12 protein-coding genes are annotated in these 21,375 nt (G+C 66.5%); 5 read left to right on the top strand and 7 right to left on the bottom strand.

Annotated features, from left to right (window positions below; all coding sequences use genetic code 11):
- The first annotated feature begins 6 nt into the window (after positions 1-6).
- The 5 genes from ASC63_RS04395 (at position 7) to ASC63_RS04375 (ending at position 7,715) form a co-directional block, all read left to right on the top strand.
- Positions 7-936 carry a PaaX family transcriptional regulator gene (locus ASC63_RS04395; protein ID WP_200936773.1) on the top strand — a complete coding sequence of 310 codons (930 nt, stop codon included), beginning with the start codon at positions 7-9 and terminating at the stop codon, positions 934-936.
- Between the two features lie 205 nt (positions 937-1,141).
- On the top strand, positions 1,142-3,190 hold the full coding sequence (locus ASC63_RS04390) for an acetate--CoA ligase family protein (protein ID WP_055810286.1): 2,049 nt from the start codon (positions 1,142-1,144) through the stop codon (positions 3,188-3,190).
- Positions 3,183-4,397, top strand: coding sequence for an FAD-dependent oxidoreductase (locus tag ASC63_RS04385; RefSeq protein ID WP_055810284.1), 1,215 nt, complete (start codon positions 3,183-3,185; stop codon positions 4,395-4,397). Before ASC63_RS04390 ends, ASC63_RS04385 begins: the two co-directional genes overlap by 8 nt.
- A gap of 267 nt (positions 4,398-4,664) precedes the next feature.
- Positions 4,665-7,226, top strand: a complete 2,562-nt coding sequence (locus ASC63_RS04380) for an ATP-dependent Clp protease ATP-binding subunit (protein WP_055810281.1) — start codon at positions 4,665-4,667, stop codon at positions 7,224-7,226.
- A 66-nt stretch (positions 7,227-7,292) separates the two neighbouring features.
- A complete protein-coding gene (locus ASC63_RS04375; RefSeq protein ID WP_055810279.1) occupies positions 7,293-7,715 on the top strand; it encodes an arsenate reductase ArsC in 423 nt (140 codons plus the stop codon).
- A gap of 20 nt (positions 7,716-7,735) precedes the next feature.
- Here the strand turns inward: ASC63_RS04375 and ASC63_RS16045 are convergent, their stop codons facing one another.
- From ASC63_RS16045 to ASC63_RS04345, 7 genes are all read right to left on the bottom strand, one after another.
- Positions 7,736-10,711, bottom strand: coding sequence for a glycosyl hydrolase (locus tag ASC63_RS16045; RefSeq protein WP_082487197.1), 2,976 nt, complete (start codon positions 10,709-10,711; stop codon positions 7,736-7,738).
- Entirely contained in the window at positions 10,596-11,534 is a 939-nt protein-coding gene (locus tag ASC63_RS04370) for an alpha/beta hydrolase (RefSeq protein WP_055810277.1), read from the bottom strand. Before ASC63_RS04370 ends, ASC63_RS16045 begins: the two co-directional genes overlap by 116 nt.
- Before the next feature lie 76 nt (positions 11,535-11,610).
- Entirely contained in the window at positions 11,611-14,370 is a 2,760-nt protein-coding gene (locus ASC63_RS04365; protein WP_157487573.1) for a hypothetical protein, read from the bottom strand.
- Positions 14,371-14,467: 97 nt separating this feature from the next.
- Positions 14,468-15,934, bottom strand: coding sequence for an ABC transporter substrate-binding protein (locus ASC63_RS04360; RefSeq protein WP_162242875.1), 1,467 nt, complete (start codon positions 15,932-15,934; stop codon positions 14,468-14,470).
- Positions 15,935-16,037: 103 nt separating this feature from the next.
- Positions 16,038-16,919: a carbohydrate ABC transporter permease gene (locus ASC63_RS04355; protein ID WP_200936771.1), complete on the bottom strand. Its 882-nt coding sequence runs from the start codon at positions 16,917-16,919 to the stop codon at positions 16,038-16,040.
- Positions 16,916-17,881, bottom strand: a complete 966-nt coding sequence (locus tag ASC63_RS04350) for a carbohydrate ABC transporter permease (RefSeq protein WP_200936769.1) — start codon at positions 17,879-17,881, stop codon at positions 16,916-16,918. Before ASC63_RS04350 ends, ASC63_RS04355 begins: the two co-directional genes overlap by 4 nt.
- Positions 17,882-17,996: 115 nt before the next feature.
- Complete coding sequence (locus ASC63_RS04345; protein WP_055810271.1) at positions 17,997-21,176, bottom strand: family 78 glycoside hydrolase catalytic domain; 3,180 nt, start codon at positions 21,174-21,176, stop codon at positions 17,997-17,999.
- Positions 21,177-21,375 lie beyond the last annotated feature (199 nt).

The following is a 21,375-nucleotide window of genomic DNA, read 5'->3' as shown; positions in this document are numbered from 1 at the left end:
CGATTCGTGACTTCAGCGCCCTCCATCGCTCTCGACGACGAGACGGATGCGAACCTTCCCCCCAACGCGAGCGTGCGGGATGGCCAGCATCCGCAACACCTTTTGCTCACCCTGCTGGGCGACTACTGGATCTCCGGGGACTCCGTGGTTCCCTCCGGGGCGCTGGTGGATCTGCTCGCGGAGTTCGGCGTCTCGACCCCGGGCGCGAGGGCCGCGCTGAGTCGACTCTCCCGCAGGGGCCTGCTGTCTTCGAGCAAGATCGGTCGCCGAACGTACTACAGGCTCACCGAACAGGCGCGCCACATTTTGACGACCGGACTCGATCGTATTGTTTCGTTCGGCTCCGACCCCGAACCGTGGGACGGACAGTGGACCTACGTGGCGTTCTCTGTGCCGGAACATCAGCGCAGCATCCGGCATCAGCTGCGTGCCCGGCTGCGTTGGCTCGGATTCGCTCCGCTCTACGACGGGCTGTGGGTGTCGCCGCGGCCGTTGAGCTCTGAGGTGCAGGCGATTCTCGATGAGGTGGCGGTGGCATCCGCGACGGTTCTCGTCGGTCGCGAACTGGGCACTGGTGTCGAGTATGGTCACCCGATCGACGCGTGGAATCTGCAGGCCGTGCGCGGCGAGTACCAGGCATTCATTGCCCGCATGGAGCCGATTCAGGCGCGGCTGCTCGCCGGCAGCGTGTCGCCGTCGGAGGCGCTGCATGCCCGCACCCAGGTGATGGACGAATGGCGTTCGATGCCGAACATCGACCCGGAACTGCCGGGCGAGTTGCTGCCTGCCGAATGGCCACGAGCGGATGCCCGAGCGATCTTCCGCGCCGTTTACGACGGCCTCGGCGACCCCGCCACGGTGCGCGTGCGTCAGATCGTGGGCGCACACGCGCCCGAGCTCACCGACAGCGTGAGCGTGCACACCACCTCTGCGTAGGGGCTCGCGGGCCGCTGGTTTCGAGACGGGCCCTCCTTCGTCGAGCCCTCCTCAACCAGCAGAGCCTCTTCGCTGGCTGAGGAGGCGCGCGAAGCCGCCGTCTCGAAACCTGCCGCACGTGCGCCCTTTTTCATTACTTGACATTTGCCTCGGCGCTCGTTGATGATAATGTCAACTGACCAACGCCGGTAGGAGCAGCTCCCCCATGACCAGTTCTCTCGATGCGCTTTTCGCGCCGAAAAGCATCGCCGTCATAGGCGCGAGTGCCTCTCCCGAGAAGGCCGGATACGCGATGATGCAATCGCTGGCGACCTTTACCGGGCGGCTGTACCCGATCAATCCTCGGGGCGGCGAGATTCTCGGCCGTCGAGCATACGCGAGCGTCGCCGACCTCGAGGAGGCGCCCGAGCTTGCCGTGCTTGTCGTGCCGCCGGGAGCCGTTCCGACTGCGCTCGAGCAGTGCGGCGCGGCGGGCGTGCGCGCGGCGGTGATCTGCTCGGGCGGCTTCGCCGAGAGCGGTGACGAAGGCGCGGCGCTGCAGGAGCGGGTGATCCAGGCGGCGCGTGCCGGCGGCATCCGGCTGCTGGGCCCCAACACCTCCGGTTTCATCAACCCCGTCGACGGCGTGTGCGCCAACTTCATGCCCTCGGTCACCGAACTGCGTGCCGGGGGTGTCTCGATAGTCGCGCAGAGCGGCGGCGTGAACCTGGCGCTGTCGTTCATGCTTGCCCGCGCGAACGTGGGGCTGCGGCTCGCCGCCGGCCTCGGTAACGCGGTAGACGTGGGCTTCGTCGACGTGCTCGATTACCTCGCCGAGGACGACGCGACCACCGCCGTCGGCCTGCACGTCGAGGGCGTCAGCGACGGCCGCGCGCTCATGGCCGCCGTGCGTCGGGTGGCAGAGCGTAAGCCGATAGTCGTGCTCAAGGTGGGCAAGAACGACGTGGGTGACTTCGCCAAATCGCACACGGGAGCCCTGACCGGTTCGTACCAGACCGCACGGCAGGCGCTCGCGCAAAGCGGCGCCGTGGTGGTGGACAACCCGACCGAACTCGTCGACGCGCTCACGGCGCTCAGCCAGGTGCGACTGCCCGCGGGCGACCACGCGGGCGTCGGCGTCATCACCGGCCAGGCCGGACCAGGCCTGATCATCGCCGACGCACTGGCCTCACGCCACGTGAGCGTGCCCACGCTGTCGGATGCCAGCCGGGCCACCATCGCCACGCTGCTGCCGCCGCTCACCTACCAGAAGAACCCCGTCGACACCGGCCGGCCGGGGGAGACGTTCCCCGCCATCGTCACGGCGGTCACCGGCGATGCGGCGGTAGACCTGCTCGCCGTCTACGCGCTCGACGAGCCGGGCGCGCTCGATCCTGCAGGCGCCCTGCACAACTCATCGGTTCCTGCGCTTTTCGCCTCGGGCGGCACGACCGCCGCTCTCGACGCGCGGCGAGACGCGCTGCAGGCCATCGGGGTGCCGCTCTTCGATTCACCGGATGCGTTGGCTCGCGGTGCAGCGGCGGTCATCGACGACGCGAGGGCGCAGCTGAGACAAGGGCAGGCATCCGCCGGCTCGGAGACGCCCGCGCACGGTCAGCCACTGGGTCGCGTGCTCGACGAAGACGAGAGCAAGGCCCTGTTTGAGGCGGAGGGGTTGCTGCTGCCCGCGCGCCGGGTCGCCACTGACCGCGCCGCCGCCGAAGCGGCGCTGGCCGAACTGGGCGGGCCCGTCGTGGTGAAGGTGCTCGACGCTTCCATCACGCACAAGTCGGATGTCGGCGGCGTGCACGTGGGCGTGCGCACGGCGGTCGAGCTCGCGCAGGCGCTGGACGCGATAGACCGCATTCCCGGCGCGAACCCGCGCCGGTACCTCATCGAGGCGCAGGCCGAGCGCGGCGTCGAGCTGATCGTCGGCGCCACCCGCGACCCCGCCTTCGGCCCCGTCGTGCTGCTCGGCGTCGGCGGGGTGGACGTGGAACTCGGCGGCGAGCCGATTCTCACCGTTGCTCCCGTCAGCACCGCGCAGGCGCTGCACGCCATCGACCGGCTGCCCGAGAGCATCCGTGCCGGGCACCGTGGCGGCGCGGCCGTCGACCGTGACGCTCTCGCCCGCGTGATCGTCACCGTGGGCGATGTGATCTGCCGGCACGACGACATTCAGGAAATCGACCTCAACCCCGTGCGCCTCACCGGCACCGGCCCCATCGTTCTCGACGCACTCGTCGTGACCAGCACCCAGGAGCAGCATGTCTGAACACCGCCAAATTCTCATCGTCGGCGCTGGCCCGGTCGGCCTGACCGCTGCGCTCGCCCTGCGCGCGCTCGGCCGCGACGTCACGGTGTTGGAAGCCGGTCCCGAGGGCCGCGGTCGACCGGGAAGCCGTGCCATCTTCACGCACACGAACACTCTCGACGTGCTCGACAGGCTCAGCCCCGGCCTCGCCGATGAGCTCAGCGAGCACGGCGACTACTGGAACACGCAGCGCACCTTCCACCGCGGCAAGGAGGTGTACGCCAAGACGTACCCCGACCCCGCTCCCGGTACGCGGCCGCACTTCACGAGCCTGCCGCAGGTGCACATCGAGAAGTATCTGCTGGAGCGCGCCGTCGCATCCGGTGTCGAATTCGCGTTCTCGCAGGAGGTGACGGGCGTCGATTCAACGGATGCCGGGGTCACCCTTACGACGGCGGGCGGCACCACCTGGACTGCCGAGTATGTGATCGGCGCGGATGGCGCCCGCTCGGTGGTGCGCAAGCAGATCGGTGCCCGCATGGAGGGCGACAGAGACGACGGCTGGTACGTCGTGGTCGACGTTGCCGAGCTGGAGAACCCCACGCTGGCCACCGAGCGCATCTTCCACTACGAGCACCCCGCCGTCGATGGCCGCAACATTCTGATCGTGCCCTTCGCCGGCGGCTGGCGCGTCGACCTGCAGTGCCTGCCCGAAGACGACCCCGAGCGCTTCAGTGGTGAAGAAGGCGTGAAGGTGTGGCTCAGCAAGGTGATGCCGCCCGAGTATGCCGAGCGCATCACCTGGGTGTCGACCTACCAGTTCATGCAGCTGGTGGCGCACGACTTCGCCGACCCGGCCCGCAGGGTGCTGCTGGTCGGCGAGGCGGCCCACCTGTTTGCGCCGTTCGGGGCGCGCGGACTCAACTCCGGTGTTCCGGATGCCGAGAGCGCGGCCCTCGCTATCAACACCGCGTTGACCGCAACCAACCCGGCCCTGGCCGCGAGCGCCGTCGAGGCCTTCAGCCTGGCGCGGCGCTCGGCGGCGCAGTTCAACTGCGCGGCAGCCGGCGAGGCGCTCACCCATCTGCGACCGGATGCGGAGACCGAGGCGCGCATCACCGAGGCGGCCGGGCGCGCTCCCGAAGACGCCGCGGCATCCGCCTGGCTCGAGAAGGCGCCCTACGGTCCCCGCGGTGTGCCTACCGCCGCCACCGTCTACCGTTACTGAGCTCGGGGCTAATGCCGGTTGAGGAGCGAGGAACGAGCGTCTCGAAACCCGCACGAACACCCTCGTAATTCAGGAGTGGAGGCGTGTCGCACCCCGCGCATCCGCATGGCCGGCCACGACACGCCGCTCCGCTCCGGAATTGCGCACGAGGAGAATGTGACGACGGATGCCGCAGCCGGCACCGCGGCGAGGCCGCGGGAATACCGCGCGACCCTCCTTGTTAAAAGTTGAGTAAGGACGACTCAACTTGAGCAATTAGGAGAATTCGTGCCCGAGAACTTCACTCCGGAAAGTGACGGCGGCAACTCGTTCGACGAGTTTCTGGCCCGTTATCTCGCGGGCGAGCGTGCGCGCGCCACGCAGTCCGTCGACATCAGCCGCTACCTCAGCCGACGCACCCAGGAGGTGCTCGCCGAGGCCGGTCGCTTCGCGCTCGGCCACGGTCACCGTGAACTCGACGCCCTGCACATCCTGCGCGTGCTCGTCACCCAGGAGCCGGCATCCGACGCGGTGCGCCGCATCGGCGGCGACCCGGCCGCCATCGCCCGTTCCGCCGAGCAGCGCCTCCCGCGTGATGGTGTCTCGCGCCTCGACGTCGATTCGGCTGCCATCACGCCGTCGACGCAGCGCGTGCTGTTCCACGCCTTCCAGGTGGCGCGCGCATCCGGCTCGACCTATATCGATCCGGAACACGTGTTTTTCGCGCTCGTGATAGCCCAGGACTCACCCGCCGGGCAGGTGTTGCAGGCCGCGGGCGTCACGCCGGAGGCGCTCACTTCCGCGATGCGTGAATCGGCCACCGTGGGGGCGCCGGAGTCCGACGATGCGCGGTCAGACGACGAATATGAGACCCCGATGCTCGACAAGTTCGGTACCGACCTGACCCAGCTGGCACGCGAGGGCAAGCTCGATCCGGTGATCGGGCGCCTCGACGAGATCGAGCAGACCGTCGAAATTCTTTCGCGGCGCACCAAGAACAACCCGGTGCTGGTCGGCGAGGCCGGCGTCGGTAAGACGGCGGTAGTCGAGGGTCTCGCGCGGGCCATCGTCGAGGGTGGCGTGCCCGAGCAGCTGCGAGAGAAGCGCGTGATAGCGCTCGACCTGGCCGCGATGCTCGCCGGCACCCGTTACCGTGGAGACTTCGAGGAGCGCCTGACGGCGCTCATGGACGAGATCAGCGCCCGTCGCGATGAGCTCGTCGTGTTCATTGACGAATTGCACACCGTCGTCGGTACCGGCGGCGCGGGAGACGGCAGCGGTATGGATGCCGGCAACATCCTCAAGCCCCGTCTGGCCCGCGGTGAGTTGCACCTTCTCGGTGCGACGACGCTCAAGGAGTACCGCCGTATCGAGAAGGATCCCGCTCTCGAGCGCCGCTTCCAGCCCGTGACGGTCGGTGAGCCGAGCATCGAGGACGCCGTACAGATTCTCTCGGGGCTGCGCGGCGCCTACGAAGAGCACCACGGCGTGCGGTACACGGATGACGCCATCCGCGCCTCCGTCGAGCTCTCGGCGCGCTACGTGAGCGACCGATTCCTGCCGGACAAGGCGATCGACCTGATTGACCAGGCGGGCGCGCGCCTGCGCCTGTCGCTGGGCAAGCGGGTCGACGCATCCAGCCTCATGGAGCGCCTGGCCGAGCTCGAGTCGGAGAAGAACTCCGCCGTCGCTGCCGAGCACTACGAGGAGGCATCTCGAGTGCGCGATGAGATCGAATCGGTGCAGCACTCGCTCGACTCGATCAGCGGCACGCCCCAGCTCGACGCCGTCGTGGACGAAGCGGAGATCGCCGCGGTTCTCTCACGTGCCACCGGCATCCCGGTCAGCCGCATCGGGCAAGCCGACCGCGAACGCCTCGCACTGCTCGAGACCGAACTGCACGAGCGTGTGATCGGACAGCACGACGCCGTCACGGCGGTCGCCAGGGCCGTTCGCCGCAACCGTACGGGACTCGGCGACGCCAACCGCCCGGTCGGCAGCTTTCTCTTTCTCGGACCGACCGGCGTCGGCAAGACCGAGTTGGCGAAGAGCCTCGCCGCCTCGCTGTTCGGCGACGAGAAGGCGATGCTGCGCTTCGACATGAGCGAGTTCGGCGAGCGGCACACGGTCGCGCGACTGGTCGGTGCCCCTCCGGGATACGTCGGCTACGACGAGGCGGGTCAGCTGACCGAGCGCGTTCGCCGCAACCCGTACTCGGTCATTCTCTTCGACGAGATCGAGAAGGCTCATCCAGACGTGTTCAACCTGCTGCTGCAGGTGCTCGACGACGGACGCCTGACCGACGGTCAGGGGCGCACCGTCGACTTCCGCAACGCGGTGGTCATCATGACCTCGAACCTCGGTTCGGAGTTCCTGGCATCCCGCAGTGGTGCTCTCGGATTCGTGCCGGTCGGAGCCTCGGCCGACGCGAGCGGGTTCTCCTCCGAGAAGGATCTGCGCGACCGGGTGATGGGCAAGCTGCGAGAGGCCATGCGCCCCGAGTTCCTCAACCGCATCGACGAGATAGTGCTGTTCCGCAAGCTCGACACCGCGCAGTTGCGCGACATCGTGCGCCTGCTGCTGGACGCCACCTCGGCGCGCCTGCGTCAACACGACATCACACTCGATACGAACGATGCCGCGATCGACTGGATCGCCGAGCACGGTTACGAGGCGGAGTACGGCGCGCGTCCGCTGCGCAGGTTGATCCAGCACGAGATCGACGACCGCATCGCCGACCTTCTGGTGACCGGTGAGCTCACCGATGGCGGCGTCGTGCGGTTGGATGCTCACGACGACGCGCTGCTCGTCACCGCCGGCGTTCGCGAGGGCGAGCGCATGGCGGCCTGATTGCCGTCACATCCGTTTGCGTGGTTCAGGAGTGAGCAAGCGAGAGCACCGGGATACCATCGACCCATGACCGAAAAGCCCGCCATCCTCTTCGTCTGCGTGCACAATGCGGGGCGCTCGCAGATGGCCGTCGGCTTCGCTGCCTCCCTCTCAGAAGGGGCGGTCGACGTCTTCTCCGCGGGCTCCGAGCCGGCCGAGCAGATCAACCCGGTGGCCATAGCGGCCATGGCCGAGGTGGGCATCGACATCGCCGGTGCGCAGCCCAAGATTCTGACGACGGATGCCGTACGTCAGGCCGACGCGGTCATCACGATGGGCTGCGGCGACGCCTGCCCCGTCTTCCCCGGCAAGCGCTACGAAGACTGGCAGCTCGACGATCCGGCCGGCCAGGGCATCGAGACCGTGCGCCCCATCCGCGACGAGATCAAGGCGCGCGTTGCGGCGCTCCTCGCCGAACTGCTCGATTCCCCGGATGCTGCTCGGGCGTAACCCCGGGCCGCGCTCCGGTGTCACTCACGCCGCTCCACTCCTGAATTGCGCGAGGTGAGTCGAACCGTCACGGGGCCGATCAGGCCCTGAGGCCGAGACGAGGTCTCGTCGAAGAGGTCTGAGACGTCGTGCGCTATGACGGCGTTGCGCAGGGCGGTGCGCACCTCGATCTCGATCTCGGCTCCGGTATCGGCGCCGCCATCGAGGGCACCAGCGAGCGCGTCGCCGAGGTCGATGGCGGTGTCGCTGACGTAAGCGGTGCCGAAGACCCGGCCGCCGACACGAACCACGGCGGACCCCGCGAGCGCTCCGAGCTCGATTGCGGCCGAGCGAGAGGCCAGACGCTGGTCGCCCACGACGACCCGCGCCGTATAGCGGCCCACGCCCGAGACGTCCTTGAGCTCCTCGATCCCGCGCCAGTCTCCCGGGCCTGCCCCGTCGAGCTCGATGGTGCGGGGGCCGTCCGGCTCCTCGCTGACCACATGCAGGTGCCAGTCTTCGAGGCCGAGCTCGACATCCGGGACGGTGTGCTCGCCGAGCGCGGCTACGGTCGACGGCGCAACGGCCAGATCGAGTTCGAACACCCGCACGCCGAGCGCGGGAATCTGCGTCGGCACGAGCGTGCGAGCATCCTGCGCCAGGTGCTCGGCGGGCAGGATGCTGCCGCCCCACAACTCGAGCTCGCGCACCCGACCGACTCCCTCGAGTGACAACCGCGCAGAAACCGGATACGCCAGCGTGTTGTACACGAGCACGTAGCGACACGATCCCGCCTCCCGCCACTGCGAGAGCAGGGCCGCGCCGTCCACGGTCAGCCTCGGCGTCAACCCCAGCCGCGCGAAGGCCGCGGCCGCCTGCGACATGGTCTGCACCCGCACGGTCGATGGCTGCGCGAGCGCACGCGCGAGAGCGACCCGCACGCGTTCGTCGCCAGCCGGGCCGTGACCGAAGCCGGAATCGACCGACGGCGGTTCGCCGACGATGACGACGCGCACGCCCTGCTCGGCCGCGTCTGCGAGCGCCTCGGCCGCCTCGGGCGAAATGGCCCGCTCGTCGACGATGAGGCCCCGGTAGGCCGGCCCCTCGGAAAACACGGTGCCGTCATCGCCAATGGCACCCGCCTCCGCGAGCCCGATGGGGTCGATGAACTGCACGGTGAAACCCGCAAACTCGAGCGCCTCCGTGTCGGCGAGGCGAGACGGCGCCGTCGCGTCCAGGGTCTCGTCCCGCACGCCGCGCGCGGCGGTGGTGAGAAAGCCGTCGCGATAGATGGCGATGTCTGTGCGCGGCACCCCGGTCTCGAGCACGACGGTTCCCCGAGCCCAGTAGTCGGTGAGGGGCTTCCAGTTCGCCCATTCGGGAAAATGCGTATCGTTCCAGCTGTCCGAGACGATGTGCTGAAAGCGCGTCTGCGTGGGCCAGGGCGATCCCGGCTGCTGCGTGGCCACCCCGTGCACGAAGGGCTTCGTGATGCCGACCGCCCACTCCTTGGCGAGCATCTGCTGCAGGTCCCCAAGCGTGAAGGCGTAGGCCGCCCGAAACTGCGCGCCGAGCTCGGTGCTGACGCGCACCGCACCGCCCTGATGTGCGCCGGCCACGACGCAACGCTGCCAGTCGAGCGCAAAGCGCCACGTGGCATCCGTGCGGTCGATCGGCGCTCGGTCGCCGGCGTTCAGCGACTCGCCCTCGGCTCGACCACCGGCTCGCACGAACTCGCGATTGCCGCGGATCGCTTCGAGGTTCTGGCCGTAGGCCAGCTGCGATTTGTGCTGCAGGCCATGGGCCGCCGACCACTCCTGCAGCGGCAGCAGGTGTTCGCCGATGTAGAGGTCGGTCAGCAGGCGGTAGTAGTCGCGGCGCACCCGGGCGCCGATGCCGGTGTCGAGCTCGAAGTCGGCCACCGGCTCCTCGTTCGGCACCCAGAACCTGCACATGCCGTGCGCGAAGAGCAGCGGCAGGTAGGGCGTCACGTCGTAGCCGTGACGTTGTGCGAAGCGATAGATCAACCCGGATGTCCAGAACAGCGAGTCCGCGTTGAGCTCAAGGGAATCCTCGAAGAGTTCGGTGCCGGCCCGGCGCAGAAGCTCACGATTGTCGGTGCCGATCTGATGCTCGTCGAGATATTCGGTGGCGGCGACAGCGGCGTGGCCATCAAGAAAACTCGTCTCGCCCTGCTCGCAGTCGCGCATCCAGAAGGCGAAGAGCATCCAGTCGCCGTCGCGCGCCTCCCAGTCGACAGTGGAGTCGACAGCGGAGTCGACGAGCTGGGAGGTCAGGTCGAGAAGGGATTCCGCCTCCAGCACGGTGGATGCGTCGGGCGGCGTGATGACTCCGCGAGGCGGTGCATACGGATCGTCGAGCGGCACGATGGTGGGCGGCTCATTCCGTTGCAGCACCCGGGCCGCGGTGACGCGCACGAGTGTCGAGGGGCGTTCGCCGTCGAGGTCGTCGAACGCCGCCGGAACGCGCACCGTACCGGATTGTCCGGCGGGGATCGCCACCGAGCCGTACTGCAGTTCCTGGGTGCTGAAACCGGTGCCGACCTCGGTGTTCGGCGTCTGCAGCGGCCACGAGGCGCCCAGCGTCATGGCCACTCCGACGCCGAGGCGCTCCGCCTCCGTCAGAATTGCCGTGAGAGCATCGCGCTGTCTGTCATCGCCCCAGAATCCCCGGCTGAAGGCGATCTCCACCTCGCGAAAGCCCGCGTCGGCTATCGCGTGCAGCTGGCGGGTGAGCTGCGCGTTCGAGACCGGGCTTTGCCACCACCAGCGGATGCCCGGCCGGTCATCCGCGGTGGGGTTGGCAAATCGCGCGGGGTCGAGAGGCGCGGCGTCGAGAGGCTGGGGGCGGATGCGCGCACGATTGCGAATGCTGAACTCCTTACAGCGAGGCGTCTGTCGAAAACCGGTCCAACCAGTCGGCGATGCGGGCGATGCTGCGCTGCGCCTCGACCGTGTGCGGTCGATCGAGGTGACCGTGCCGACTGCCCGGTTCATAGGTGACGTTCACCGGCACGCCGGCATCCATCGCCTGGCGCGCGAATTCCTCCCCGGAATAGCGATGCTCGTCGCGCTCCGAATTGAGAATGAAAATCGGCGGCATGCCCGTGAGTTGCGCATTGCCCGCGTAGGCATAGGGGTCGGTGGCACTCTGCTCGGCGCCCAAATAGTTGTCGGCAATCGCCGTCACCATGCTCTGCGGAAACCGGTCGCCCGGAGACAGCGTCTCGGCCGCCGCGCGGGCGGCGGCCGAACCATCGGGAAGCACAGTGTGAACCAGCGGATAGACAAGCACGAGCGAGGCTGGCAACGGCCCCTGGCCGTCGCGCAGCCGCACGCCGACGCCGGCGGACAGGCATCCGCCCGCACTGGCGCCGCCCAGATGCATGGCATCGACGCTCACCCCGAGCTCGGCGACGGCCCAGTTCCATGCGTCGAGCAGGTCGAGCGACGGCACGGGAAAGTGCACCCCGAACAGCGCCTTGGTGTATTCGACCGACAGCACGGTGAAGCCGCGGGCAGCTAAGGCGAGCGAAACCCAGTTGGCCTCGGGCATATCGAGGTTGCCGCCGATGAAGCTGCCGCCGTGGGCCCAGACGAGGGCGCCCCGCGGCGCCCCCGTCGGCAGATAGAGCCGTGCGGCGATGTCTCCGTGGCGCACCGGCACACGGATGTCTCGCACGCTCACCGTGCCCAGCTGCGGATACCGCTCGACGAGCGAGGCGGTGTCCACATCCGTGCGCGGATCAGGGCCCGACGTGCCCGCCTCAAGACTGCGGATGACGGCGGCAAAGGAGGTTGCGGCATCCACGTCGTTCATCGTTCTCCTTCTCTGTGGTCACGAGCACTGTGTTGATGGGCACTGTATTCACCGGCACTGCCGCGCCAGTGACGCCTCAATGCATCGCGACCGCGTCGAGGAATGCGGTGTTGTCCCCGGCGTTGGCTCCCACGAATTGAATGGTGTGCTGCCCTGCCGTCGTCGTGAAGCTTGGCGTTGTGAAGCTTCGGAAGCCTCCACCCGACGGCGGCGTGAACGGCGTGGTATTGATCTTGGCACCGTCCACGTAGAAGTCGAGCGCCTGGGCGCCACCGTTGTTCGTGCGCTGGTCGACCGCGAACGTCACGGTGTGGCTTCCGGCCGACAGGTTCAGCGTTTGCTTTACCGAGTCCGTGCCCTGAATGAAGGCCGTCTGCTGGCCTGAAGCCGCGCCCTGTGTGCCGCTGAAGGCGCTGTGATTGCGCTGCACGCCGGCGCTGCCGCTGTACTGCCACACGCCGGTCGGCCGGTACGTGTAGAAGTTTGCCGACTGGTCCTCGAAACTGCCGTCAAGCAAACGGTTCACGTAGAGGTCGCCGGTTCCGGAGACCACGATGCTGTCGATATTCGTCTTACCGGTCGTGTCGATCGGATCGACACGCATCCAGTTGACCTCACCGGTCCACAACGGATTCGACGCCATGTCTATCGTGTACGTCGTGTATCCGCTGTGCGGCTTCACCGTGAAGGGTAGAGCCTTCGATTCGCTGGCGCCGGGCGAGGACGTGGTGGTGAAGTAGATTCGCCCGGTGGTGCTGCTCGTATCGTTGCTCATTCGCACTGTCACTGTCGTGGCCGCAGCGGCGTTGAGGTGCAGCGGATTCGGCGACTCGATGCGCGGGTCGTTTCCGCTGGACGTCAGGTTGAGTGCACTGAGATCCGTGCCGGGGGCGTTTGACGATGCCGCCCCGTAGACGGCCCATCCCGCTTCGTGACCGCCGTTGAAGCCCCAGTTATACGCCTGGCTCGGGCGTGAGGTATAGCTCACGCTCGGCGTCCAGCTCGCCTGGTCGTATGCCGCCTTGCCGTTGCCTGAACTGTTCTGCTGGGCATCGGTGCCGCCCTGCGCCTTGCCCGAGTTCGTCTCGAAGCGGATGATGTCGCCGGCGTTCACCGACAGGTTGTCGAGCACGTAATTGACGCCCGTGTACTCGTCCCCTGCGGCGACGGCCTGCGTGCCGCTCGCCGGCCAGATCTGCTTGCCGTTCTTGGTGATGCGGGCAAGGATTCCATTGCCCTTGCCGGTGTTATCCGACTTGAGAATGCGCCCGCGCAGGCTCACCGTTCCGGTGCTCGGTGCGGTCCACGCTCGGGCAACCCAGTGCGCCGCCGAGGTGTCGGGATTCTGGTCGAACTGGGTGATCTCGGGCACCGACCTGTCGGACGGGGTCCACTTCTTGCCCGCGGCGTCATAGACCAGGTCGACATACTTGTTGCCGTTGAGCGACTGGTACGACCAGCCGTTCAGGCCTTGCGTTCCGCTGAAATCGGCCGCGGAGAAGTAGACGTCTCCGCTTCCGTTGGAAAGCGTCGTGTTGTTCGTGGTCGAGAAGCCGGCGAAGCCGTTGCCCTGGTCGTAGAGGAAGTTCCTGTTGACGTTGATGTTGTCCTTGATGGTTCCCGTGATGGGAGACGCGGCGTCGGCGCCGTTGAGCACCAGAATCGGCCCGAAGTTCTGAGCCACCCCGTTGTTGATCATCACGTTGGATGACGCCTCGTTATTCGTCGAATAGTCGCCGGGGCGGCCTCCGAGGCGCAGGAACGACATTGCCGAGCCAGCGGTGTTCGCGAACAGAGAGTTCTGGGCCCTCACGTTGTTGTTGAAGATCTCGAAGTCGAGCGCATTCTCATCGTTCGAGCCGGTGTGATTCACGTTGGTGAACATCGAGTTCACTATCGACACGTCTTCGAGGTGCCCCAGAATCACTGTCGTTGTGCCGCCGACGTTCCAGCAGGGCGCCTCGTCGTTCAGGTCGGAGTTCATGATGACCGCGTGCTTGACGGTGAAAAGGCGCAGGGCCTCGTCGCACTGCCAGTTGTCGTGGTGGCTGGCAAGGTGATTGATCACGACGTCCTGCACCATGTTCGCGCCGGCTCCGCCACTGCCGCCCACGTTGGAGGTGATCTGTTCGCCCACTCCGAGCATGTCGATGCCGACGGTGTTCAGGTTGTGGTCGCCGCTGATGTTATCCATCCGCACGCCCCTGATGAAGTAATCGGATGCGGAGAACGTCGTGTGCTTACCGGTGATCTGGATGCCGGAGGAGTTGCGCACGTTGTCTGCCACGGCGCTGGCAACCTTGTCGCCGGTGCCGTTGGCCGCGTAGTAGATCACGCCTTTGATGTCGTGCACATAGATGTCGGTGAAGCTCAGGCCGTTGTGGCCGGTGGTGTCGTAGAACGCCAGGATGCCCGAGGCCGCATTGGAGACCTCCAGGTGGCTGAAGCTCCAGTAGTCTCCGTTGACGAGCTTGATGCCCCGATCGTCTACCGATCCGTTTCTGCTGATCTTCGGGTTGTCACCGTTTCCGTATGCGCTGACAGAGATGCCATCGGATGCGGTGCCCGAGCCCGAGAGGTTCATCTGCTGGTTCCAGGTTGCGCCCCGGGCGAGAAGAATCTGGTCGCCAGCGCTGAATGCGCCGTGTGAGTTGATGGGGGTGAACGTGCACCAGGGCTGTGCCTGCGTCGCCGGTCCGGCGTCACTGCAATTGGAGCCCGTCTGGTTGTTCACGTAAAAGGTGTTGCTGGCCGCCCAGACGGGCTGGCTCACTCCGGTCAGCGCCAGCGCCGCCAGTGTTCCCGCGGTCAGGGCCGCGATCATTCGTCGTTTCATGACATCCCCTTCGTCGTTGAAGCTGGTCTTGCATCAGGGGCGGGCCACCGTTGCCGATGGCCCGCCCCTGTCGTGCACAGCGCGAGTCAGTCGCGCCCTACTTCTTTGTGGCCCAGTCCTCGGTCCACTTGCCCTGTACTGCTTGCTCCTTGCTCCACGCGATCCCGTTGGCATTCAGCGTCTTCAGCGTGTCTTTCAGCGACGTGCTGCCGAGGAGATAGCCCTCGTACTTGTTCTGCGCGGCGATAGCGGCGGGTACCTGGAAGAGCCCACCCTGGCCGAGCGGAGGAACGGTCGCCCAGTCTCCCGTGCTCATGGCTTCGAGTCCGGGAGGGGCCGTCAGACCATTCGCGGCGGGGATGCCACCGGTCTTGTTGAGCCACGACTGAATCTTGGGGCTCGAAACGTACTGCAGGAACTTGATGGCCGCATCCCGCTTCGCGCCCTTGATGTAGGCCGGAATCATGTAGGCGGTTCCGCCAGCGGTGACGCCGAACTTGGCCGGGTCTCCGGTCGCGAGACTCGAGTCGCTCTTTGAGAGCGTCGGGAAGGGCACCGTGCCGTATTTGAAGCCCGCGTCGGCGAGCCCCGTGGTGGCGAAGTTCGTGCCCCAGGCCATCGCAGCCTTGCCGCCGGTGAAGTCCGTTCCGCCGGTGAAGGCGCCCTGCGACTTGATTCCCGACCAGTTCGGAGTTGCGCAGCTGTCGTAGAACTTCTTCATCAGCTTCAGCACCTCGGCTGATCCCGGATCGGTGGTGACGTTGAGCTCACCCGTGAGGTAGGCGTGGGCAATGCTCTTCTTCGTCACGATCTTGGCCGTGCCCGCGCTGCCGTCCGAGGCGAATTGGTTGATCTTCTCCGCTTCGGGGTTCAGCAGCATGGAGCCCAGCGCCACGTAAGCCCAGCCGGCGGGCAGGTTGCCGTTGTCCGTTGCGACCGGCGCAAAGCCCGCGCTCTTGATGGCGCTGCAGGCGCTGAGGAATCCATCGAACGTCTTGAGATCCGATTCCTTCACCCCCGCCTTCGCGAGGATGTCCTTGTTGAAGTACATGCCGACCGCGACCAGGTTGAACGGAATCGCCTCGTGGTGACCGGCCGTGTTGATGAGCTGGTCAGAGTCCTTCCAGTACTGCGGAATGAAGTCGTCGTTCCAGGACTTGCCGCTGTCGGAGAAGGGGTTCTTCTTCTTGAGCGCATCATCCAGCGAGAGGACCTGCTCGGGCGTGTGCTGCGTCTGGTTGAAGATCAGCTCGGGAGCCGTGCCTGCGGTCAGTTGCGCGGCGGATGTCTGTGCCCACGAGGTGAGCGGCAGCACGTTGGTCTTCAACGTGATGTTCGGGTTGTCCTTTTCAAAACTGGCAACCAGCTTTTCCCAGGCAGGGCCGAACGTGTTCGCGTCGCTGGTGAACTGGTTGGGCCCGGAGAGGGTGATCGTCACCTTGCCCGAATCGCTTGACGACGGTGAGCATCCGGCCAGCGCGGCCACTGTGCCCAACGCGGCAATGGATGCGAGCGCCGCAAGGCGGATCCGCTTCCGTCGCAACGTCTTCGTTGTTACTAGCATGCTTCCTCTTTTCTTGGTGTGGTTCATGTGGTTCAGGAACATCAGTAAATCGTTTCATTCACGGTCGTAAAAGGACCGTCCGATCGCTCTGGGCGAGCGCGGCTCAGTGGGCGCCGGGTACGCCTCCCTGCACTCCGGCGAGGAAGTACTTCGACAGGAAGGTGAAGAGAAGAACGAGGGGCAGGCTGGCCAGCAGGTAACCGGCCATGAGCGGCCCGTAGTCGGTGACATTCTGCCCCTGGAAGAACTGGAGGCCGACAGACACGGTGCGCAGGTTGTTGTCTGAGATCACCAGCAGCGGCCAGAAGAAGTCGTTCCAGACCTCGCTCACGGTGATCAGCGCAATCGTGCCGAGCACGGGCAGCGAGAGAGGCAGCATGACCGAGCGATACATCCGCGCCCCGCTGGCACCGTCGAGGCGTGCCGCATCGAAGAGTGTCTGCGGTATGCCCTCCACGAAGTTGCGAATGAGAATCGTGCCGAGCACGACACCGCCCGCCGTGTACGGAATGACGAGAACGATGTAGGTGTTGAGCAGGCCCAGGTCTTTCATGATGATGAACAGCGGAATGAGGTTGGCGAGCCCGGGCACCATCATGAGCACGAGCACTGCGCCGTAGATGAAGCCCTTGCCGAGGAAGCGATACCGCGCGAGCACGAATCCCGAGATCGAGGCGATGGCCAGAATGAGCACGATGGAGATCACCGCGACGACGGCGGTGTTGAACAGATATGGTGCGATCTGGTTCCAGGCCACCGCATAGTTCTCGAAGTGCAGGGGAAAGGAGATCTGCCAGAAGCTGTCGGCGAACTGCTGGTTCGTCTTGAACGAGGTGACGATCATGAACAGGTAGGGCGCGAGAGAAACGACGGCCAGAATGATCAGGATCGTCTTCAGACCGATCTGTCGGGACGTGCGCGACGTACCGTCGGGCCGGGCTACGGATCGAGCAGTGGCCACATTGCGGGCTTGGACCGTGGTCACATTGCACCTCCGTCGGTCGTTTCCGAACCGCGTTTGCGTGCCATCACGACGACGGCACTGATAATGACGGTGATGACGAACAGCGTCGTCGACAGGGCGGCGGAGTATCCCCAGTCGCCGCCCGAGAAGGCCACGTTGATCATGCGCAGAATCGGCACCATCGTTGCGTTGTCTGGGCCGCCCTGCGTGAGTACATAGGCGACGAAACCGTACTGAAGCGTTCCGACGACCGCGAGGAAGAGCAGGATGCGCACCTGGCTGGCCATCAGCGGAAGGTCGATCTGCCAGAATCGCGCGAACCGCCCGACGCCGTCGAGCTGGGCCGCCTCGAGCACCTCGGTCGGAATGTTCTGCAGGCTGGAGTAGAAGATCAGAAACGGCAGGCCAGCGATGAAGGGAAAGCCGACGAAGAGCAGCGAGAGCAGCGCCGTGCTGTTCTGTCCCGTCCAGTTCTGGGCCAGCGCCCCAAGCCCCAGCGCCTTGAGCGTCTGGTTGATCACGCCGTCGTTGGGGCTGTAGAAGAAGCCCCAGACCAAAGCCGTGACCACGCCGGGGAACGCCATGGGAATGATGAGCAGGGTGCGCATCGTGAACTGCCAGCGCTGGCTTCGCAGCGAGATCAGGAGTTCAGCTGCAAGCAACGGCAGAATCCACGAGACCACGGCGAACAGGAAGATGAAGCCGAGGTTGCGGAACGACGTCCACCAGATCTGGTCGCCCAGCATCGTGACGTAGTTGCCGAAACCGAGAAAGGTCGATTCCGCCGCCGGCTGCCAGTGGAAGAACGACCAGAAGATGGCCGAGACGGCGGGGTAGTACGCGAACCAGCCGATGATGATCACCAGGGGCAGCAGCGCCAGATAGAGCCACCAGCGCACGACGCGCCTGCGCGGGGAGCGGTCGGCCTTGCGAGGGCTGGTCGAGGAGGGCACGAGAGAGGGTGCGTCGAGGGTAACCACCACGATCAACACCTCACCATCGAGTTTGACTTCGAATAAAACGTTTCATCATAGTGTCTCAATTCCATCCCTTGTGTCAAGTACTTTTCTTGAATAAATCGATTCATTGGCCTGAGCCTCACCACGTACGCGCACTCGTGCTGAACCCCACCTCGCCGAGGTGGAATCCGGTGCGGATGCCATTCTCGCTTGGGTAGACGGCCAGCGCATTGTCGGCCGGCTCGTCGCCATACTCCAGGCCCACCTCGAGAGCGGTGACCTCAACATTGCGGCCCAGGTGCCTCGTGTCGACCGCGACCCGATTCCAGCCCGCGGGCCAGCCCGTCGACGAGCCCCGCAGCGTTGTTCCATCGCTGAGATGGAGAAGGAGAACCGGCGTCGCGGTTCGTTCCGGTCCCTCGATGCACTGGTCGATCAGGGCGTAGACGAACGTGACCCCGGCGAGGGGTACCGCGGCGTGAGGCGTGACGGTCACCGTCGGGGCTTCGTCGGAGAGACCGTGGGCGGTGCCGACGATCTTCAGCACCGCGTGGTCCGCTTGCTCGTGGGGAACGGGCATGCAGCGCAGCGTCTCGAGAGTCTCGATGTGAGGATCGCCGCGGCCGGCCACAACGCGCGACTCGGCGAGCAGGGTTCGTGAGCCCACCACATCTGCGGCGGTCGGTGCGACGGATGCGCGGGAAGGCCTCGCGGAAGACGACGGGGGCGAGGCGGGGGAGGCCGCCATCTCGACATCGATCACATGTGTGCCCGGCTGCAGGATCTCATCCGCTCTGCCCACGAACGCCAGCGTGCATTCGCTGCCGGGAGGCACGGTGATCTCGACCCGCGCTCGTGACCCGCTGCGGGTGTACCCCGCGGCGACCTCGCCGCGCACGGTCTCGGTGCGCAGCTCGAGTCGGCTGACGTCGTCGATGAACTGCGGCGCGACCCGAAAGCGGGTGTATCCGGGCGCGGTCGGTCGCAGTCCGGCCAGCGCCTCCCATGCCCAGGCGGCGAAGGGCCCGCCGAGTCCCACGTGATTGAGCGACCCCGTGCCGGTGTTGCTCGGGTCGATCCACCAGCACTCCCAGAACGTGCCGGGGCCCGAGCTGAGCATGGCGCCGATGCCAGGCTCTTCGGGCTGCTGCAGAATGTCGTAGACCAGCTGTGACGCGCCCAGCATGGTGAGCGCCCGCACCACGCTGCGGGTGGTGGCGAAGCCGCTCGAGACGCGATTGCCCCGCTGCCGCACGAGCCGCACGAGTCGCTCGCCCGCGTTCAGCGCCTCATGACCCGTCAGAATGCCGGCCTCGATGGCGATGGCGTACGACCCCTGTGAGCCGTTGCCGAAGGTGCCCGTGGCCGGGTCGAAGAAGGCGCGGCGGGCGGATGCGCGCAGTTCGTCGGCCGACGCGCGGCGGTGTGCTGCGGCATCCGCATCACCGGTGGCCTCTTCGAGATCGGCGAGCGCCAGCAGGCAATCGATCACGGCTCCCGTGTGATGAATGGGTGGCGGTGTCTGCTCGAGCGCCAGCCAGTCGTGGCCGTAGCTGATGGGCGAGCGCGAGATGATGCCGTCACCGTCGGCGCAGCCCAGTTGGAAGTCCGCCCAGCGGCGTAGCGCCGGCAGTGCTCGCCGCACGAGCCGCAGGTCACCGTAGTGCAGCAGGTGGCCCCGCAGCATGCGGTGCAGCGCCGAACCCCAGACGGGGTCGGAGGGCATGCGGGTCGCGTGCAGATCGGGCGAGATAGCGGGCAGCTGGCCGTCGGCCTGCTGGCTGGTCTCGAGGTCGGCGATCCACTTGTCGAGAAAGCGGGCGCTGTCGAAGGCGGCGAGTTCGTATTCGGCCACGGATGCGGTGTCTCCGGTCCACGCCGCCTGCTCGCGGGTCGGGCAGTCTTCGGGCACACCGTGCACGTTGTTCAGAAGCGTGCGCGCCGCCACGGCCAGCAGTCGATCGATCGTGGGACTGTCGGTCCGCAGCGTGCCCGAGGCCTGCAGCGCGGTGTGCATCGAGTATGCGGTGACGCTCACGTCGGCGTCCTCGGCAAGCCCGCGCACCTCCAGGTAGCGAAAGCCGTAGTACGCGAACCAGGGTTCGTGCGCTTCTCCCGCGACGCCGCCGGTCACGTATTGGGTCAACTGGCGCTCGCGCCCATGGTCATAGGGCATCGTGAGATTGGTCGTGTCGATATGCCCGTCTGGGCCGATGTGCTCGCCGTGCAGCACGCTGACGACCGTGCCGGCGGGCACGTTCCGCCCCAGAACCAGCCGCGATCGACCCGCGATATTCACGCCGACATCGAAGACGCGGGAGCCTGCCGTGCGCCCGATCTGCGTTGGGGTGAAGGTCTGCACCGTGCGCAGGGGTGGTGTGGGGTCCGAGGCGACATTCGTGGGAGGTGTCGCGGGTGAGGCCGGCGTCGCCGCAGCGTCGAGGACGACGGGAGCGGGCAGTGGCGTTGCCGCGGCCGAAAGCGCACGCGAATCGTGGCGTTCAAGGTAAAACGGTTCATCGATCGTGACCTCAGACTCGGTCACCGCGGAGTTTGCTCCTGGAGCGATGCGCGTCGTCGTGCCGTCGTCGTGCCACACCACCAATTCGGCCAGCACCCGAGGGGCCTCGCCGGTGCGCGCCCATTCGCCGAGACCGGTGACGAGCTCGAGCACGTTCTCGCCGGAGGCGAGCGATGCCGTGACGTCGTAGCTTCTGAAGAGGGCCCGAACGAAGTCTGTTCTCGTCGGATCCATCCTGTCGGAATTGATGGTGTCAGCGTTGACCCGGGCGCGCACGAGTCCTTGCGCTGTGACGTAGAGGCGGGCCCTGACGATGGGGCGCGTGAGATGGAACGGCGTCGAGACGAGCGCGCGATGGGGCACGGAAAGCCACCGTGCCTGCCAGTCCGAGTAGGCCAGCGGGCCCGTCTCCAGGGCTGCGGCGGCCCACGGCGACCACTGCCCGCCGTCATCCGTCACCCGCACGCGCCATTCGTACAAGGAGTGCGCTGCCAGTTCGCGAGCGATGGTTACCTCGGTGGCGTCAGAGGCGATGATGCCCGAGCCCCAGAACGGCAGCCCCGAGGAATCGCGGACTTCGACCTCGAACGCGTCGGCGCCACGTGGGCCGAGTTCGGGGGCGATCTTCCAGCCGAGCGACGGCCGGCTCGACGCCACGGTTGCGACGATCCGCTCGTCACCTGCCCGCGCCTGGGACTGGCCGTCGGCGACGAGGGCGAAAGGCTCGCGCACTCGGCGAATGTCACCGGCATCGGGTGCCGCGTGATCGAGTGATTCGCTGACGCTCGGGTGGATCATGTGCGGTGCGTTCCTCGTCACTCGACGTCATTGTCAGCAGCTGTGTGTGCTGGATGCGGTGAAACGTATCACAGATAGTGATCGGTTTGCACCTCGACTTCTCCCTGTTCGCACTGGCAAACACGGGAGTAATCGATATGATCAGTCCACGGCGATAGCCCTTCGGGCTCACGAGAATTCGCCCGATTCACGGGAGCGG

Source organism: Leifsonia sp. Root112D2 (genome assembly GCF_001424905.1).
In the GTDB taxonomy this organism is placed as follows: Bacteria; Actinomycetota; Actinomycetes; order Actinomycetales; family Microbacteriaceae; genus Root112D2.
The sequence above is the reverse complement of the archived record's forward strand: the minus strand, read 5'-3'. Positions and strand labels throughout refer to the sequence as shown.

Bases quoted from the DNA above. Each gene is read 5' to 3' on its own strand.
- ASC63_RS04390 (WP_055810286.1), top strand. From the start codon at position 1,142: ATGACCAGTTCTCTCGATGCGCTTTTCGCGCCGAAAAGCATCGCCGTC.
- ASC63_RS04385 (WP_055810284.1), top strand. From the start codon at position 3,183: ATGTCTGAACACCGCCAAATTCTCATCGTCGGCGCTGGCCCGGTCGGC.
- ASC63_RS04375 (WP_055810279.1), top strand. From the start codon at position 7,293: ATGACCGAAAAGCCCGCCATCCTCTTCGTCTGCGTGCACAATGCGGGG.
- ASC63_RS16045 (WP_082487197.1), bottom strand. From the start codon at position 10,711: ATGAACCGGGCAGTCGGCACGGTCACCTCGATCGACCGCACACGGTCG.
- ASC63_RS04370 (WP_055810277.1), bottom strand. From the start codon at position 11,534: ATGAACGACGTGGATGCCGCAACCTCCTTTGCCGCCGTCATCCGCAGT.
- ASC63_RS04365 (WP_157487573.1), bottom strand. From the start codon at position 14,370: ATGAAACGACGAATGATCGCGGCCCTGACCGCGGGAACACTGGCGGCG.
- ASC63_RS04360 (WP_162242875.1), bottom strand. From the start codon at position 15,934: ATGCTAGTAACAACGAAGACGTTGCGACGGAAGCGGATCCGCCTTGCG.
- ASC63_RS04345 (WP_055810271.1), bottom strand. From the start codon at position 21,176: ATGATCCACCCGAGCGTCAGCGAATCACTCGATCACGCGGCACCCGAT.